This is a genomic window from Nocardia sp. PE-7, from assembly GCF_030486425.1.
Classification (GTDB): Bacteria; Actinomycetota; Actinomycetes; order Mycobacteriales; family Mycobacteriaceae; genus Nocardia; species Nocardia salmonicida_A.
This window is the reverse complement of the sequence record NZ_CP129614.1, coordinates 6,704,134-6,719,086: the sequence shown is the minus strand read 5'-3', so window position 1 is coordinate 6,719,086 and position 14,953 is coordinate 6,704,134. Positions and strand designations below refer to the sequence as shown.

The following is a 14,953-nucleotide window of genomic DNA, read 5'->3' as shown; positions in this document are numbered from 1 at the left end:
CCGTTCAGCCGGTGACGGTGGCGAAGGCGGCCCAGAGCAGGGGTGAGTTCTCGGGCGTCGGCGCGTCACGCCAAGCGGCCAGTCGCGACCTTTGCCAGGTCAGCAGGGTGGGGATGGGTGTGGGTGAATCGTGAGCGGTGTCCACGGCGCAGATGGCCGATTGCAGGGGGAATGTGGTGGTGGGGGTGAGGGTGTGGAAGGCGTGGTCGGTGGGCAGGGGCCAGCGGGTGGCCGTCACCAGTTCCGCGCCCGCGGCCAGCGCCGCGGTGGTGAGGCCGAGGGCCTCGGTGAAGCGCAGGTCGCCGCCGCTTTCGCAGGCGATCAGGGCTACCCGGCTCGGCATCGGCCAGAGGTCGCGGCCGGGGATCGGGTGCGAGTCGAGCGAATGGGTGCCGAGTAGGAGGTCTTTCGCCGAGAGGGGGCGGTGGGTGCGGTTCGTCGCCGCGAAGCCGCGTGTCTCGGTGGTGCAGCTGAGGTGCAGTTCGGCGTGTTCGCTCTGCCCGGATTCCGGCGCGGGGGCGGTGACATGGCCTACGTAGACGAGTCGGCTCGCACCGGACCGGAGAACATCGGAGAGCCAGTCACGGTCGGTGTCGGCGCGGCGGAACAGCTCCACAGGATCGTCGACTCGGGGGACGACGCGATTGCCGTACCGGCCGAAATGCCGGGCCACCAGGGTTTCCGGGCTCGGTCGACCGAGCACCGATCCCAGCTCTGAGTCGGCACGGAATCCGGGCACCCGAGGATCGAGCACCGCGACGACCGGTAGATCGTGAGTGTCGTTCCAGCGGTGCACGATTCGTTGTGGCGCGTGAACCACCGACACCGGCGCCAGCAGGCTCACGTCGGCGATGTCGAGCAGCCGGAGCGCGGGATCGGGAGCGATGAGCTCCCACGGAACCTGTGCCAGCCGTGGTGAAGGCTGAATCCGCAGATGCGGCCGAACTCCGCGCTGCGAGAGTTCGTAGAGCTGCACAGCCAGTCCGTAGGGCAGCAGGGTGCGCGACAATGCCTGCGCCAGAGCGCTTTCCGCGGCGGGATCGACCAGCGCGCCTTCGGTCATCACGCGCCGCAGATCCTCGGGCCGAGTGGGATCGGGTACCGCCTCGGTGAGTAGTCGCAGCGCCTCGCGCACCTGGTCACGGGGCAGTGTGGCGACTCCGCGCGCGAGCGCGTCGTCGACCCATCGCCACGAGACGTAGACATCGCCCGCGTCGGCCATCCTGATGAGCGCGGTCGGTGAGTCCGGGGACGGCGGTAGCGCGTTCACAGCGCGAGGACCCGCTGGTCGCGAACCGAACGACCGTAGCGGTCTTCGGCGTAGGTGATGAAGTCCGCCAGCACTATTCGATCGCCGTCGGTGAGTCGAGGGGGAAGCGCGACGGGGATCCCCGCCGCTGCCGCCACGTCGGCGAGCGCGGCGCCGAGTTGCAGTGCGGGAGTAGTTATCTGCTCGGCGTCCACCGGCTCGAGCAGCTCGAAATCGAGAGAGGGCGTCTCGGCGTCGTGGTAGGAGTTCAGGTCGAGAGTCGTTCCCGCGCACTGGGTGTCGATCAAATCGCTGACCAGTTGGCCGTTGCCGGAGAGGGCGGCGCAGCGGAAGGCCAGGCGCATGGCCGGTTCGGCGACGGTGCGGTGCCAGTGCTCACGCTGGTTGCCGTTGGGCAGAGTGTGCCGGACGGCGTCGATGGCGAGGGCAGCGGGGACCGCCAGGGACACGGCGCGCCCCAACAGCGTCGGATCCGGTTGTGGCGCTTGCTCGATCGAGGCGTGGAGGAGTTCGGCGTGCCAATAGTCGAGTTGAGCGCAATGCATCCCGAGCCCGTGGGCGGCGTAGACCGAGAACGACGCGTCGAGCAGTTCTTCGGCGAGCGTGAGATCGCCTTCCGCGCAGGCGACGGTGGCGAGTCGCAGTCGAACATCCGCCGCGTCCACCACCGCGCCGGTGGCGTCGAACCGCTCCAACGCGCGCTCGTAATGCGCACGTGCCGTGGCGAAGTCATTCCGACGTTCGGCGAGAAAGCCCATCGTCTTGGCCCCGATCCCGGACCGATGTCCCAACCCGCCTGCCTCGAAGAACTGCTGGCTGGCCCGCAACGGCTCCTCGGCCTCATCGAACTGCCCCGCACGCACCAGCATGGTGGCCAGATTCTGCTGTGACTCGGCGACCGAGGCGTCCTCGCCCGCCGCCTCGAAAGCGGCCACTCCCTGCCGGGCGAAGTCGACGGCGAGTTCCCATCGCCCGGTTTCGAACGAGCAGGCGGCCAGGTTCATCAACGGGTGCCCGGCCATTTCGGGAGCGAAACGTTCTGTCACCCCGAGGGATTCGGTGGCCAACTCACCCGCGCGCGCCCACTGCTGCCGGTGCAACGCCACCGCTGTCAGCGACAGCAGACACGCCACCCGCAACAGTCCCTGATCGGTGCTGTCGGCGAGCAGCGTCCGCGCTTCCTCGAGCACATCCTGCGCGGCATCGAACTCGCCCAGATGCTGGAAAGCCTGCGACAGGTTCACCAACGCGGCGGGTCGCTGATGCGCGGCGTCGTCGGGCATTTCGGCGAGCGCGGTCCGGAACAGCACCACCGACCGCCGGTGATCGCCGAGCTCATCGGCCATACTCGCGGCATTGATCAGGGCCGCGCTCCGTAACCGCGGCGGCGCACCGTCGGCCGCCTTCTCGAACATCTCCAGTGCCGCGAGCACATCGCCTCGCTGATAGGCCGCATACCCCGCGGTGAGCTGCGCGTCGTCGCGATCCGAGGTTCTACCCGTGGCTGCCATCAGAAGTCCTCGTCCGTCTCGGCGGCCGCTGTTTCGGCGGCCAGGCGTTGGTCGCCGGTGGGTTCGGTGAGCCGGGCCCGGACGAATCGGCGAATCCGATCCCGAACTGCCGACTCGTCTTCCGGCTGGTCGACCGGACCGACACCGGGCACGAAAACGGTGATCTCCGGCGATTTCTCAGGTGTGCCGGGGAGCGTGGCCGAGCCCGTCCAGGCATCGCCCCGCAGATGCAGGGGCACCTCCACGTCGACCGAGGGCAGCTCCGCTCGCACCCGTGCGTACGGCCGAAGATGATCGGGAACGAGTTGTCTGCAGTCCGGCGCGGCGACCACGCTGACCCGCACCGTCGATACCCCGGCCGCCCGCGACACCTGCCACGACACAGCCTGCTCACCCGCGTCCAGGATGCCGGGCGGGCACAGCCGCCAATCCCATCCGCCGCTGCCGCGCGCGACGATCAGCCCTTCGGGCGAATCGGCGCCACCGGCCGCCAGGGCGTAATCCTCTGCACGGCCGGTGATCGACGCCGCGCCGTCGTCGGAGGGCCGCGCCGCGCCGAGTTCGTGGGCCACCTCGCCGACATCTTCATCGATCACCATCTCGCATGTCGCGGTGAGCAACTCGATCTCCTCGAGCAGCAGCCGATGATCCAAGGCGGGGATCCCGTCGACTGTCGACGCGGGCCACCACCGACTCGCCCAGTGCGCATAGGCGAGTCGCCGCAGGGCCGCCGTCGACTCCCTCCGAGCGGGCGCGGCTGTCACCGAGCGGGGACGGTTGTCCGCGACCGCCAAGGCGACTTCCTCGCCGTAGACCGCCCACACCCATTCCTGCGCCGCCTCGACATCATCGAGTACGGCGGCGGGTACCACGTCGCTGTCGAACACACGCCAACTCAGGTGTCCCCCGAGCACTTCGAGGACCAGCACATCGAGCCCCGGCGCGGCATCGGTGACCAGCGGCGCCCCGTCCGCGGCGATCACGAGCAGACCGGGCTCGGCATGGCGAAGATGGACGACGGTCATCAGCTGGCCCTCGCTTCCCTGTCGGCCACGGTATCGGCGGTCAGCGCCTGTTTGACCCGGGTGCGGTGGTCCAGGATCACCGACCGGGCGACACCGTCGAGCAGATCCCACAGCTCGCCGGGATCGAACACCGGCATCTCGCGCACATCCCGGCCGTGCAACCGCACCCACAACCTGCGCGAATACGGCCGCCACGGCGTCCGCAACTCGGCGGCCACCGCCGCGAGCGGCCCCGTCTGTCCGTCGACCACATGCACCGCGTACCGACGCGCCTGCAGCACATACCCTTCACGGCGCCAACGACCGTTGACCACCTCGTGCGCCCGCGACGACGGCACTCGCCGGTGAAAGTCTTCGGCGGCCGTCCCGATCGGTGAAAGACCCAGCGCCAGTTCGGAACCCGCCGCCGCGGCGACCCGCAGGGATTCCTCGAGCAATCCCCACGGGGAACAGCTGCGCGAGATCTCCCGCGTCACCAGTTCCGGAATCTCGGGCAGATCGGTCCGATCGATGCTGCCCTGCAACACCGTGAAGACCCGCTCGTAGACGGTCCGGTCGAAGGGCAGACCGAGACTCGCGGTCGACGCGGATTCGCCGAGCTCGGGTCGTCGTGGGCTGGAAGACGTGGTGAGTCCCAGGTCGTCGGCACCGGCCTCGGGATGCTCGAGCCACAGGGCGATTCCGCGGTGGGTGCCCGCGCGGTTGTCGAGGAGGTCGTCGAACAGGGGACCGGCGTCGGCCGGATCGCCGGAGTGGGCGAGCGTGCAGGCTTCGAGCAGCTCGGTCAGTTCGGCTGCCAGGTCACGGGCCGAGTAGGGGGCGAGCGGGCGTCGCGCCCAGGCGATACTCAGCAGTTCTGCCAGCTCGGCGTTTCGACGAGGCTCGGTGACATGGCGTTTGAGCGCTGCGGTGGTGCGTCCGCCGGTGCTGTCGTGGACTTCCCGCAGCGTCGCCGCGGCCCGCGCGTGCCCGCTGTCGCCCTCCGGCGCACCGGCTACGGTCGCCAGCTCGAAACAGCGCTGGAAGTAGAGATCCTGGGCGTTGCCCTCGGTGATCCGCAGCCGACGCCGCACCTGCTTCAGCACGACGAACCACGCCGCGCAGGCCCGAAGCGCATCGGACTGCGCGTGCACCAGGGCCGTGAGCAGCGCGATCCCGTCCTCGTCGAGCACGCTCGACGCCAACGCCGGATGCTGCATCGGCCGAAGCACCAGCGGATCAAGAATCAACTTCACCGTCCGGCGCAGCGGTCCGCCATCGGCCCCACTCAGCGCGTCGACACCATCGATCTCCCGCCACACCTCATCGAGCACCATGGCGCGCGGTCTCCGCATCCGACCAGGTTATAGGTAATTTCGGCGACCGGCGCGGCGGATGCGCGGCGCGAAAGTTGGGATCGGTAGGCGGCGAAAGATTTCTACCTTTCTCTCAACGGGTTACCAACCCGCTCACACCGAGAGAAACGGAAAACACCATGAACACCAAGCTGATCGCCGCCCTCGCCGCTTCCGCCGCCGCCACCGCGCTGTTCGTCACCGGTTGCAGCGACGATGCCGGTACCGCCGCCCCGAGCACCTCCGGATCGGCAGCTCCGGCCCCGGCCGCGGGCAAGTCCGCCGCCACTGTCGACGGCAAGGAGTTCACCGCGAAGTTCGACACCACCTGTGCCAAGCAGGCGGGCACCCTGGCCCTGGCGCTCACCGACACGGCCAACGCCACCTACGGCAGCCTCTCGGTCAGCGCGTCGGTCGAAGGCGAGAAGGTCCAGGCGGTCGCCATCGGCGGTAGCCAGGGCGGCGCCAACGGCCTGCCCTACGCCGTGGGCTACGGCAACGGCCAGCCCGGCGGTTCCGCGACTCTGGCCAAGGACGGCAACACCTACCGCATCACCGGCGAGGGCATCAGCGCCGACATGACCAACCCGCTGGCGGGCCCGTCGACGGTCAAGTTCGACATCACCTTCGCCTGCTCCACCATCGTCGGCGCCTGATCTTTCGCGACCCGGTCGCATCCATTCGAGGAGAAATCATGAAATCCAAGCTGCGTGCGGCCGCGGTCGCCTTCGGAATCCTGGCCATCGGCTACTACCTCTTCTACGGTCTCACCTACACCCCCGACGAATACACCGGTGCGATGCTCGGCTGGGTCGGTCCCCAGATGGCCCTGCCGATCATCGCGCTCACCATCGTCCCGATCGTCTTCGCCTTCACCGGCGACGGCATCCTCGAAGCCTTCACCGGCCGCAACAGCAGCGAGTTCCGCGACGCCGCGGTCGGCATCGGCACCATCACCTCGTTCCGCCAGACCGGCGTCTCGGTGAACGACCAACCACAGGTCAAGATCGCCTTTCGAGTCGAAGGCGCCGACGGCAAGGTCTTCGATTCGCACGCCAAGATGATCGTCCCGCTCACCGAACTCGCCCTGCTGCAACCGGGCGTCGTGCTGCCGGTCCGGTACCTGCCGGGCCGCACCGACAAGGTCGAGGTCGACCGCTCCGGCGACAACGGCGCCGCCCAGCGCGCCATGAACGAATCCCTCATCCGCAAGGGCATCACCACCCGCGGCAAGCTCGACATCGCCGAGCGCGGCATCGCCGCCCAGGCGGTGGTTCGCAGCCTCGACGTGCCCGGCCGGATCCGCGGCGGCTACACCGAGATCGCGCTAGGCCTGGTGGTCACCCGCCCCGACGGCACCACCTTCGAGACCCGCGCCGAGAAGTACCTGCCGCCCACCGCGGTCGGGCACGTGCAGGTCGGCCGGATCGTGCAGGTGCACTACCTGCCCGGCAACGAGCAGGAGGTGGTGATCTCGCTCCCGATCAACGCCTGATGACAACTCCATACCCGCGGCGCGCGCTGTGACCGATCCCGGTGATCGGTCACAGCGCGCGTCGAATCGCGTTCCCTCCCCGTGAAATCGTTCGCGACCGGTCACAGGCGGTCGCTGCCGACTCGCGGCGGGTCGGTTCGCGCGGTGGCAGTGCCCGCAACCGGCGAGTGAATCGGCCCATAGTGTGCGAGCATTCGTTTGCTCGACGTTGCCCGGCGCCCATGCCGCGACGCGTGCGGTACGGCGGAGGCTACGGCGAATGGAACGATCCCGATCAGTTCTCACGCTCATCGCCGGGGTGTTCCTGCTCGGCATAGGTGTCTTCGCGCTGATTCACGAGGTCGACGACATCGATGAGGTGATGTGTGGCGAGCGGGTGATGAAATCCAGCCAGCGTTGCTCCGCCAGCAAGGCCGATGCCCGGCTCGGTGCGGGTAAGACCTATGAGGCGATGCGGCGCGAACAGATCGCCAACTCCAACAGCTTCTACAACGTCCTCGGGGTCGGCGCCGCTGTCGTCGGCGCGACGATGATCGGTGTCGGCGGGTACCGGCTACGACCGGGACAGCGGGCGGGGACAAGCGCCACGAATCCGGCCGGGAATCCGCCACCCTGGAACCCGTCGAGCGCCCCGCCGTCACCGCCCGGTTTCACGCCGCCTCGCGGTGCACGCGGGCAGGACGCGCTGGTCCGGGTCGAGCTCACCCTGGCCGAATGCGCGGCCGGTGCGGTCAAGCCGGTCACCGTCGATACCGTGATCGCCTGCGTCTCCTGCCTGGGCGGCGGCTTCACAGCCGCGGGTCCCTGCGTGCACTGCGGCGCGAGCGGACGAGTAGGCGCACGGCGCACGATCCAAGCCCGTATCCCTCCGGGAATCGCGGCCGACCAGCGACTGCGGCTGCCCGGACAGGCCGAAGCAGGCTCCGGTGGCGGCGAGAACGGTGATCTGTACCTGGAAATCGTGGTGCGGCCGGACCCCGCGTTCCGCCGCGACGGCGCCGACCTGCACACCGCCGCTCGTATCTCGTCCCAGCACGCGGCTACCGGCGGCCCGTTGACCATCCAGACCCTCATCGACGGCACTACCACCGTTCAGATCGCGTCGAACACCCAGCCGGGCAACGTGATCACGATTTTCGGTTACGGGATGCCGCGTCCGGGCGACCAAAGGCGCGGCGACCTCTACATCCATATCGTCTGAGGGGATCGCGCCGGTGGCGCGCGCGTCAGTCGGAATTGCGCAGCTCGTGGTTCTCCCGTTCGAGGAGCACCACGCCGTCGGCGGTTTCGAATCTCGAGGTCACGAACAGCAGTGCGATGAGCAGCGGCATGTAGCCGATCAACCACAGGATCTCCGGTGGCCGTTCCGCTTTGGGAGCGGTAAAGGTTCCGAACACCATGTACGCGGAGAATGCCACGAAGAGCACGCCGATGATCGCCGCCAGGATTCGCCACACCAGCACGCGGCGCTGCGTGCCAGGGGCGTCGGTGATGTCCATCGGCACCGCTTGCCGACACAGCGAACACGGCACGTGTGCTCGGATCGTTCCCGAGGGCGGCCTCGGCACGGTGATGGCAGTCAGCGCATAGACATCGACGTTGTACGCCGACCTCGCGGGGTCTCGATGCGCGAGTCGTATCGAGGGCTGGTAGCCGGCCCGGTACAGGAATACTTTCTTCACATTGCGAACGAAGGACATCGAATTCCCCACCGTGGATCGGACTTGGTCCGCGCATCCTCGCATGAGCACGGCGTGCGCATCGGCTGAATACAGCGGTAGCGATAGCCCGCGACCGACGCGCCGAGTTTTGGTCGTGTGTTCATCTTCGCGTTCCCGATGGCTCGCCTGAGCGGCTTACGGTGCCCGGAGTCCGTTCTACTCAGGAGTCACCGTGAGTCCGAAACCGCTCGCCCTGTTCGTCAAGCACGACGGTCAGTCGGCACGCGCCGCCCTGACCTGTGAATACAAGTGCGGCAACGCCTGCTTCCACGAGCCCCCGAACACCTCAGCGGGTGCCTACTTCGGTGACATCGTCAGCGGCCTCAATCGCCGTGGCCTGATCAAGGGCGGCGCGGCCGCGGTGCTGGCCGTCGGCGCGGCGAGCGCGCTGGCCGCCTGCGGTGACGACTCCGAGGTCGCGAAGACCCCGGCCCCGACGCCGGCCGGAACACCCGGCACCGGAACCGCTTTCACGGCCGTGGCGCCGAACAAGGAAGACGCGCTGACCATTCCGGAAGGCTACGACCAGCAGGTCGTGATCCGCTGGGGTGACCCGATCTTCGCCGACGCTCCCGCGTTCGACTTCGACAAGCAGACCGTCGCCGCGCAGCTGAAGCAGTTCGGCTACAACAACGACTTCGCCGCGCTGCTGCCGATCGAGGGCCAGGCCAACAGCTACCTGCTCGTGGTCAACCACGAATACACGACCGGCCCGATGATGTTCCGCGGCTACGACAAAGCCAAGCCGACCGACGAGCAGATCGCGATCACCAAGGCCGCGCACGGCATGGCCGTGGTCGAGGTCAAGGGCGAAGCGGGCTCCGGCAAGCTCACCCCCGCCTTCGGCAAGTACAACCGCCGCATCACCGCCGACACCGAGTTCCTGCTCACCGGGCCTGCCGCGGGCAGCGCGTTCACCGTCACCAGCGCGGACCCCTCCGGCACCAAGGTCCTCGGCACCTTCGCCAACTGCGCGGGCGGTGTAACCCCTTGGGGCACCGTGCTTTCCGGTGAGGAGAACTTCAACGGCTACTTCGCCAACGGCGACCTGGCCTCCGACCCGCAGGGTCGGGTCAAGCGCTACGGCTTCGCCAAGGGCGGCACCCCGAACCAGTGGGAGCGTACCGACAAGCGCTTCGATCTGAGCAAAGAACCCAACGAGGCCAATCGTTTCGGTTACGTCGTCGAGGTCAACCCGTGGGATGCCTCGTCCACGCCGATCAAGCACTCCGCGATGGGTCGCCTCAAGCACGAGGGCGCGTCGATCTACGTCACCGATTCCGGTGACGTCGTCTCCTACACCGGCGACGACGAGAAGTTCGACTACATGTACAAGTTCGTGTCCTCGCGCAAGATCCAGTCCGGCACCGGCGCTTCCGCGATGCGGCACAACCTGACCATCCTCGACGCGGGCACCCTCTACGTCGCCAAGCTCACCGGCGACCACGCCGCCGAGATCGACGGCTCCGGCAAGGTCCCCACCGGTGGCTTCACCGGCAAGGGCCAGTGGATCCCGATCCTGGAGACCGGCGACGACGGCAAGGGCAAGTCCCTGGTCGACGGCATGACCGCCGCCGAGGTGGCGGTGTTCACCCGTCTGGCCGGCGACAAGGTGGGCGCCACCAAGATGGACCGCCCCGAGGACTTCGAGGCCAACCCGTTCACCGGCAAGGTCTACGTGGCACTGACCAACAACGACAACCGCGCCAAGGACGACAAGCCGGGCGTCGACGAGGCCAACCCGCGCAAGCTGAACAAGAACGGCCAGGTCCTCGAGCTCACCGACAACCACACCGGCACCGACTTCACCTGGTCGCTGCTGCTGGTCTGCGGTGACCCCGCCGCCGCCGACACCTATTTCGCCGGTTTCGACAAGACCAAGGTCAGTCCGATCTCCTGCCCGGACAACCTGGCCTTCGACCCGTACGGCAACCTCTGGATCTCCACCGACGGCAACGCCCTCAAGACCAACGACGGCCTGTTCTCGGTGATCCTCGACGGCCCCAACCGCGGCGAGACCAAGCAGTTCCTCACCGTCCCCAAGGGCGCGGAGACCTGCGGCCCGATCGTCACCGAATCCCACGTCATCGTCTCGGTCCAGCACCCTGGCGAGGCCGATGACGCCACCCCCGACAACCCGCAGTCCCACTGGCCCGACGGCGGCACCTCGCAGCCCCGTCCCGCCGTGGCGGTCGTCTGGAAGAAGAACGGCGGACGAATCGGTGTGTAGCCGACCTCCGATCCGCTGATGAAACCGCTACTCGGCTGGGCGAGTAGCGGTTTCGTCATGTCAGCTGCTGCCGAACAAACCGGACATGTTGGCGAAGCGGGCGAAATCGCGATCCGCGGCGTTGAAACGGTTGACGTCGGTGCCGCCATGGATGCCGGGGACCGAGCCGCGATCGGTGGTCTGCCAGAACGTCCAGGTCGGCCAGTTGCCGGGGACTTCGGGGTGGTCGTTGCCGCTGTAGTCGGCGATCCAGAGCGGATAGCTGGTGAAGGCGCTGGTGTCGGCCATCGCGGTCTTCCAGAAGTGGGGGTACGTGTAGATGATCGGGGTGCGGCCGGTGAGGGTCCGCACGGTGTTGAGGTAGCGGTGGGTCCAGTCGATGAGGGCGGCGGGAGCCAGGCCGCCGGAGGTTTCCAGGTCGAGGACCGGCGGGAGGTCGAGTGGGCCGTTCTGGCCGAGGACCGTCGCCGCGTACATCGCGGCCTGCGGTTCGGGCGGCAGTTCCGGCCGCGCGAAGTGGTACGTCCCGCGCGCTACCCCGGCGGTGCGCATCAGAATGCTGTCCTGCACGAAGTACGGGTTGATGTAGTGCAGACCCTCGGTGGCCTTCACCATCGCGAACTGATGTCCGGCCGCGCGCACCGCGTGCCAGTCGATCATCCGGCCGTCCACATGCTGCCAGGACGACACATCCGGCCCGCTGGGCTCCGCCTGCGCGGTAGCGGGTAGCGCGCAGACCAGGGCGGCGAGGGCGACACAACCACGAACCGTCGAACTCCAGCGCTTGGTGTCCATGGCCGTCGACCGTAGTGGCTTGTTTCGCGTGTGACCAGCGGTGTTGGTGGGTGTCTGTGAATAGTTACGCAATGCCTGTCGGCCCGTGCCCGTATCTTGGTGCGGACATCGGCTGACAGGGAAGTGGTGGGCATGGCGCGCAAGCGTGAGGTGCGGTTCGAACCGGCGGTGGCGAAGCCGGGGGCGCTGCGACCCGCGGTCTCGCCGGGCGATGACCCCGCCGACGAACTGACCGTCACCGACGTCGAATATCGCGACGCGGATTTCGCCGAGAGCCACGTTTCCGGCATGAGCGTCGAGGCCTGCCTGTTCGACAGCGTGCGCTTTCCGAGCACCCTGCGCCACAGCACCATCGCCGAATCCACCCTGCGGGTCTGCGACCTGGCCAACGTGCAGGCCGACGACTCCTCGCTGATCGAGTCCCTGATCGAGCACGGTCGCCTCACCGGATTGTCCTGGACCGCGGGCGTTCTCCGCGACGTACTGATCGACTCCACCCGCGCCGATCTGTCGTCGTTCGCCCAATCTCGCATGCGCACAGTAGTTTTTCGCGACTGCGACCTTCGTCAGGCCGACTTCCAGAGCATCGAGTTCCGCAACGTCCGCTTCGAGCGCTGCAATCTCGTCGGCGCACGATTCACCGGCGCGCGCATCCAGCAGAACCTGCGCTTCGAGGACTGCGACCTCACCGGCATCTACGGCATCACCGCGCTGCGCGGCGCCACCATCACCGGCGGTGATCCGGAAGGTCTGGCGTCAACCCTGGCGCGCGAACTCGGCATCACCGTCGAATGGCAGACCGCTGTCGGGGAGAACTAACCCAACCAGTCGAGAACCGAAGCGGCAGTCCAGGATTGCTGCATACTGCCCAGCGGAGCGCCGGTGTAGGGCTCGTAGTACTCGGCGAAGCTGCCGTCGCTGGCCTGGCGCAGACCTTCGGCTCGAAGCATGTAGGAGCGTTCGGCCCAGCCTCGGCGGGCGAAGGCCCAGGAGAACAGCCAGCTCATGACCGGCCAGACCGGGCCACGCCAGTATTCGCGGGGACGGAAGTCCTTGGAGACGGGGGAGGTCGATGGGGGCAGCGCGTAACGCAGGTCGGGGTGCCCGCAGAAGCGAGGGCCCTCGAAGGTGTTGAGGAGGGCCCGCTCGGCGTGGCGGGACAGGCCGCCCGAGATCAGCGGCGCGAACATGGCGAGGGTCTCGGTGCTGATCCAGCGCTGCAAGCGGGAATCGTAATCCCTTGCCGCGCCGGTTCGTTCGTCGGTGGTGGCGACCACGCCCTTGCGGAAACGCTCGGCCCAGCCGTGCAGTTCGCGGACGTCGGCGTGCGGCTGCTTGTACTCCTCGCCGATATCGGCCAGCACCTCGCAGGCCAGCGCGAAGATCGCGGAGACGAACACGTCCTCCACGGCGAAACTCATCACCGAGGTGAGCTGGAAATCGTCGTAGTTCGCGCGCCGCATCTGCTCGACCAGCCACAGGTAGCGGTCGTATTCGCGGTCACTGGGTCGCTGAGTCGGGTCGGAGACGATCGAGGTGTCCGCGCGCCGATACGGCGGAAGGTCCTTGCCCGGAACAACATTGGCGTAGGCGCGGTCCCATCGCGGGGAGTTGTCCATGCCGGATTCCCAGCCGTGGTACAGCGTGATCCGCCCGGTTTCCTTGGGGTCGCGGGCGTGCGCGAGCCAGCGGTGCCAGCGCACCAGATCCGGCCAGCGGCGGTTCAGGAATTCCTCGGCCACGGCCCGGGTGGAGCGGCCGTGCCTGCGGGAATGGTCGAGGATGCGCTGCACGGCGATGGCGTGCACCGGCGGCTGCGTGATGCCGGAGGTGTCGGGGCCGTCGGGCGCGTTCGTCGCGAGCTTGCGACATTCCCACCGTGCGGGCCCGGGGAAGTACCCGTCCACACCGTTGGCGAAGACGATGTGCGGGATCATCCCGTTCTTCCACTGCGCCGACAGCAGCGTGTCGAGTTCGACCACGGCCCGCTCCACGCTCAACGGCGCCAGCCCAACCGCGACGAACGCCGCGTCCCAGCTCCACATGTGTGGGTAGAGGCGGGGCGCGGCGCTGGTCATCGTGCCCAGGTCGTTGCCGCGCAGGAGGTAGGCGGCGCGGGCCGCGAGCTGCGTCGAGGTGAAACCTGGGTCGGTCATCTGTCTATTCTGCGGCGGAGCAGGCCCTATGGCATCTCGGCGACACTGTGACGATCAGTACCCGGCTTGACGCGGCGTGTTCTGGGCGGCCGATCCGACCGAGCTGAGCATGGTGGTGATACACAGCCCCACCACCAGGTTGATCGCCGCGGTCGCGATCTTGGCGTCCAGATCGGCGGCCAACGTGAACGGCAGGATCACCGCGACGGCGGTGAGGAGCAGACAGATCCAGGTGAAGAACGTGAGCGGGCTCGGCATGGCGAGCAACAACACCATCAGCAGGGCCGTGGCCAGCAGCGCGGCGGCCGCGGCGGCGATGGCGTAGGAGGTGGTGGAGACGGTGCCGTACGCGCCCGCGCCTTCCGGCGAGAGGATCGCGATGCCGAGCACGCCGCGGATCAGCATGATCGCGACGACCACCAGCAGGGCGGCAACGACGGCCGTGCCGATACCGCCTGCCCACAGCTTGCCCACATTGACCTTGGGCTCCGGCTCGCCCTGAGGATAGGGGGGCTGGCCCTGGCCGTACTGAGGCTGGCCCTGGTGCTGGGGGTACTGCGGGTCCGCTGGTCCGTAGTTGTACCGGGGATCGGTCATAGTCCGACGGTACTAGCCGGTGCTGTCCTGCGCTGGGGGAAACGGCCAGGGCGTCGAGATATCTGTGCCCGCTAGCGTGGGATGTATGACGGTGACCAATACTCCCGCCCAGACCGCTCTCATCACCGGCGCGAGCCGTGGACTCGGTGCCGCGATCGCCCGCGAGCTCTCGCCCACCCACGAGCTACTTCTCGGCGCCCGCTCGGCCGACGCGCTGAAGCCGATTCTCACCGAACTGCCCGACGCGACGGGCTGGCCGGTCGCGCTCACCGATTACCCCGCGGTGTCGGCGGCCGCCGAGCGGATCTCGCGGCTCGATGTCCTCGTGCACAACGCGGGAATCGCGGACCTCGGGACGGTCGCCGAGTCGTCGGTCGAGCAGTGGCGTGAAACTCTCGAGGTCAATCTGATCGCCGTCGTCGAGCTGACGAGGGTGTTGCTGCCCGCGCTGCGCGCCGCGAACGGGCATGTGGTGTTGATCAATTCGGGAGCCGGGCTGCGCGCGCATCCCGGCTGGGGTTCCTATGCGGCGAGCAAATTCGGGCTGCGCGCCTTCGCCGACGCGCTGCGCCAGGAGGAGCCCGCGCTGCGCGTGACCTCGCTGTTCCCCGGCCGCATCGACACCGATATGCAGCGCGCGATCGTCGCCGACGAGGGCCGCGAGTACCGGCCGGAGGAATTCCTCACCGCCGAGACGGTGGCCGGTGCCGTGCGAACCGCTCTCGATACACCGCGCGACGGACATCCCACCGAGATCGTGCTGCGTCCGCGCTGACCGAATTCGCGCGATTCGGTAGGGTCGCCGATAGCTGCGAAGGC

14 protein-coding genes are annotated in these 14,953 nt (G+C 68.1%); 6 read left to right on the top strand and 8 right to left on the bottom strand.

The window, feature by feature from the left end; all coding sequences use genetic code 11:
* Window positions 1-4: 4 nt before the first annotated feature.
* The 4 genes from QX204_RS31465 to QX204_RS31450 are packed head-to-tail and all read right to left on the bottom strand — an operon-like array spanning window position 5 to window position 5,122.
* Window positions 5-1,222 (bottom strand): CHAT domain-containing protein, encoded by a 1,218-nt coding sequence (locus tag QX204_RS31465; protein WP_301908174.1) that lies wholly within the window; start codon window positions 1,220-1,222, stop codon window positions 5-7.
* A 44-nt stretch (window positions 1,223-1,266) separates the two neighbouring features.
* Complete coding sequence (locus tag QX204_RS31460) at window positions 1,267-2,781, bottom strand: tetratricopeptide repeat protein (RefSeq protein ID WP_301904087.1); 1,515 nt, start codon at window positions 2,779-2,781, stop codon at window positions 1,267-1,269.
* Window positions 2,781-3,806, bottom strand: a complete 1,026-nt coding sequence (locus tag QX204_RS31455; protein ID WP_301904086.1) for a hypothetical protein — start codon at window positions 3,804-3,806, stop codon at window positions 2,781-2,783. The genes QX204_RS31460 and QX204_RS31455 overlap by 1 nt, the downstream gene beginning before the upstream one ends.
* Window positions 3,806-5,122: a hypothetical protein gene (locus QX204_RS31450; RefSeq protein WP_301908173.1), complete on the bottom strand. Its 1,317-nt coding sequence runs from the start codon at window positions 5,120-5,122 to the stop codon at window positions 3,806-3,808. Before QX204_RS31450 ends, QX204_RS31455 begins: the two co-directional genes overlap by 1 nt.
* Before the next feature lie 158 nt (window positions 5,123-5,280).
* Between QX204_RS31450 and QX204_RS31445 the strand changes: the two genes are divergently transcribed.
* The 3 genes from QX204_RS31445 (at window position 5,281) to QX204_RS31435 (ending at window position 7,836) form a co-directional block, all read left to right on the top strand.
* Window positions 5,281-5,796, top strand: coding sequence for a lipoprotein LpqH (locus QX204_RS31445; RefSeq protein ID WP_301904085.1), 516 nt, complete (start codon window positions 5,281-5,283; stop codon window positions 5,794-5,796).
* A 38-nt stretch (window positions 5,797-5,834) separates the two neighbouring features.
* Window positions 5,835-6,635 (top strand): hypothetical protein, encoded by an 801-nt coding sequence (locus QX204_RS31440; RefSeq protein WP_301904084.1) that lies wholly within the window; start codon window positions 5,835-5,837, stop codon window positions 6,633-6,635.
* Window positions 6,636-6,894: 259 nt separating this feature from the next.
* On the top strand, window positions 6,895-7,836 hold the full coding sequence (locus tag QX204_RS31435) for a DnaJ C-terminal domain-containing protein (protein WP_301904083.1): 942 nt from the start codon (window positions 6,895-6,897) through the stop codon (window positions 7,834-7,836).
* 25 nt (window positions 7,837-7,861) lie between these two features.
* On the opposite strand, the gene QX204_RS31430 is transcribed toward QX204_RS31435, so the two are convergent.
* A complete protein-coding gene (locus QX204_RS31430; protein ID WP_301904082.1) occupies window positions 7,862-8,317 on the bottom strand; it encodes a hypothetical protein in 456 nt (151 codons plus the stop codon).
* A gap of 211 nt (window positions 8,318-8,528) precedes the next feature.
* Between QX204_RS31430 and QX204_RS31425 the strand changes: the two genes are divergently transcribed.
* Window positions 8,529-10,586 (top strand): PhoX family protein, encoded by a 2,058-nt coding sequence (locus tag QX204_RS31425; RefSeq protein WP_301904081.1) that lies wholly within the window; start codon window positions 8,529-8,531, stop codon window positions 10,584-10,586.
* Between the two features lie 60 nt (window positions 10,587-10,646).
* On the opposite strand, the gene QX204_RS31420 is transcribed toward QX204_RS31425, so the two are convergent.
* The gene (locus tag QX204_RS31420; RefSeq protein WP_301904080.1) at window positions 10,647-11,381 is read right to left on the bottom strand and encodes a glycoside hydrolase family 25 protein; all 735 of its coding nucleotides are present in this window, start codon (window positions 11,379-11,381) and stop codon (window positions 10,647-10,649) included.
* A gap of 132 nt (window positions 11,382-11,513) precedes the next feature.
* Between QX204_RS31420 and QX204_RS31415 the strand changes: the two genes are divergently transcribed.
* A complete protein-coding gene (locus QX204_RS31415) occupies window positions 11,514-12,200 on the top strand; it encodes a pentapeptide repeat-containing protein (RefSeq protein WP_301904079.1) in 687 nt (228 codons plus the stop codon).
* Here QX204_RS31415 and QX204_RS31410 read toward each other — a convergent pair.
* Both QX204_RS31410 and QX204_RS31405 read right to left on the bottom strand, forming a co-directional pair.
* Window positions 12,197-13,537, bottom strand: a complete 1,341-nt coding sequence (locus tag QX204_RS31410; RefSeq protein ID WP_301904077.1) for a glucosylglycerate hydrolase — start codon at window positions 13,535-13,537, stop codon at window positions 12,197-12,199. The genes QX204_RS31415 and QX204_RS31410 overlap by 4 nt on opposite strands.
* A gap of 54 nt (window positions 13,538-13,591) precedes the next feature.
* Window positions 13,592-14,134, bottom strand: coding sequence for a DUF6069 family protein (locus QX204_RS31405; protein ID WP_301904076.1), 543 nt, complete (start codon window positions 14,132-14,134; stop codon window positions 13,592-13,594).
* Between the two features lie 85 nt (window positions 14,135-14,219).
* Between QX204_RS31405 and QX204_RS31400 the strand changes: the two genes are divergently transcribed.
* Entirely contained in the window at window positions 14,220-14,909 is a 690-nt protein-coding gene (locus QX204_RS31400) for an SDR family oxidoreductase (RefSeq protein ID WP_301904075.1), read from the top strand.
* Window positions 14,910-14,953: the final 44 nt, after the last annotated feature.

Excerpts from the sequence above, each read along its gene's own strand:
- QX204_RS31460 (WP_301904087.1), bottom strand. The coding sequence starts at position 2,781 with ATGGCAGCCACGGGTAGAACCTCGGATCGCGACGACGCGCAGCTCACC.
- QX204_RS31415 (WP_301904079.1), top strand. The coding sequence starts at position 11,514 with ATGGCGCGCAAGCGTGAGGTGCGGTTCGAACCGGCGGTGGCGAAGCCG.
- QX204_RS31410 (WP_301904077.1), bottom strand. The coding sequence starts at position 13,537 with ATGACCGACCCAGGTTTCACCTCGACGCAGCTCGCGGCCCGCGCCGCC.
- QX204_RS31420 (WP_301904080.1), bottom strand. The coding sequence starts at position 11,381 with ATGGACACCAAGCGCTGGAGTTCGACGGTTCGTGGTTGTGTCGCCCTC.
- QX204_RS31455 (WP_301904086.1), bottom strand. The coding sequence starts at position 3,806 with ATGACCGTCGTCCATCTTCGCCATGCCGAGCCCGGTCTGCTCGTGATC.
- QX204_RS31400 (WP_301904075.1), top strand. The coding sequence starts at position 14,220 with ATGACGGTGACCAATACTCCCGCCCAGACCGCTCTCATCACCGGCGCG.
- QX204_RS31465 (WP_301908174.1), bottom strand. The coding sequence starts at position 1,222 with ATGGCCGACGCGGGCGATGTCTACGTCTCGTGGCGATGGGTCGACGAC.
- QX204_RS31435 (WP_301904083.1), top strand. The coding sequence starts at position 6,895 with ATGGAACGATCCCGATCAGTTCTCACGCTCATCGCCGGGGTGTTCCTG.
- QX204_RS31450 (WP_301908173.1), bottom strand. The coding sequence starts at position 5,122 with ATGGTGCTCGATGAGGTGTGGCGGGAGATCGATGGTGTCGACGCGCTG.
- QX204_RS31445 (WP_301904085.1), top strand. The coding sequence starts at position 5,281 with ATGAACACCAAGCTGATCGCCGCCCTCGCCGCTTCCGCCGCCGCCACC.
- QX204_RS31440 (WP_301904084.1), top strand. The coding sequence starts at position 5,835 with ATGAAATCCAAGCTGCGTGCGGCCGCGGTCGCCTTCGGAATCCTGGCC.
- QX204_RS31405 (WP_301904076.1), bottom strand. The coding sequence starts at position 14,134 with ATGACCGATCCCCGGTACAACTACGGACCAGCGGACCCGCAGTACCCC.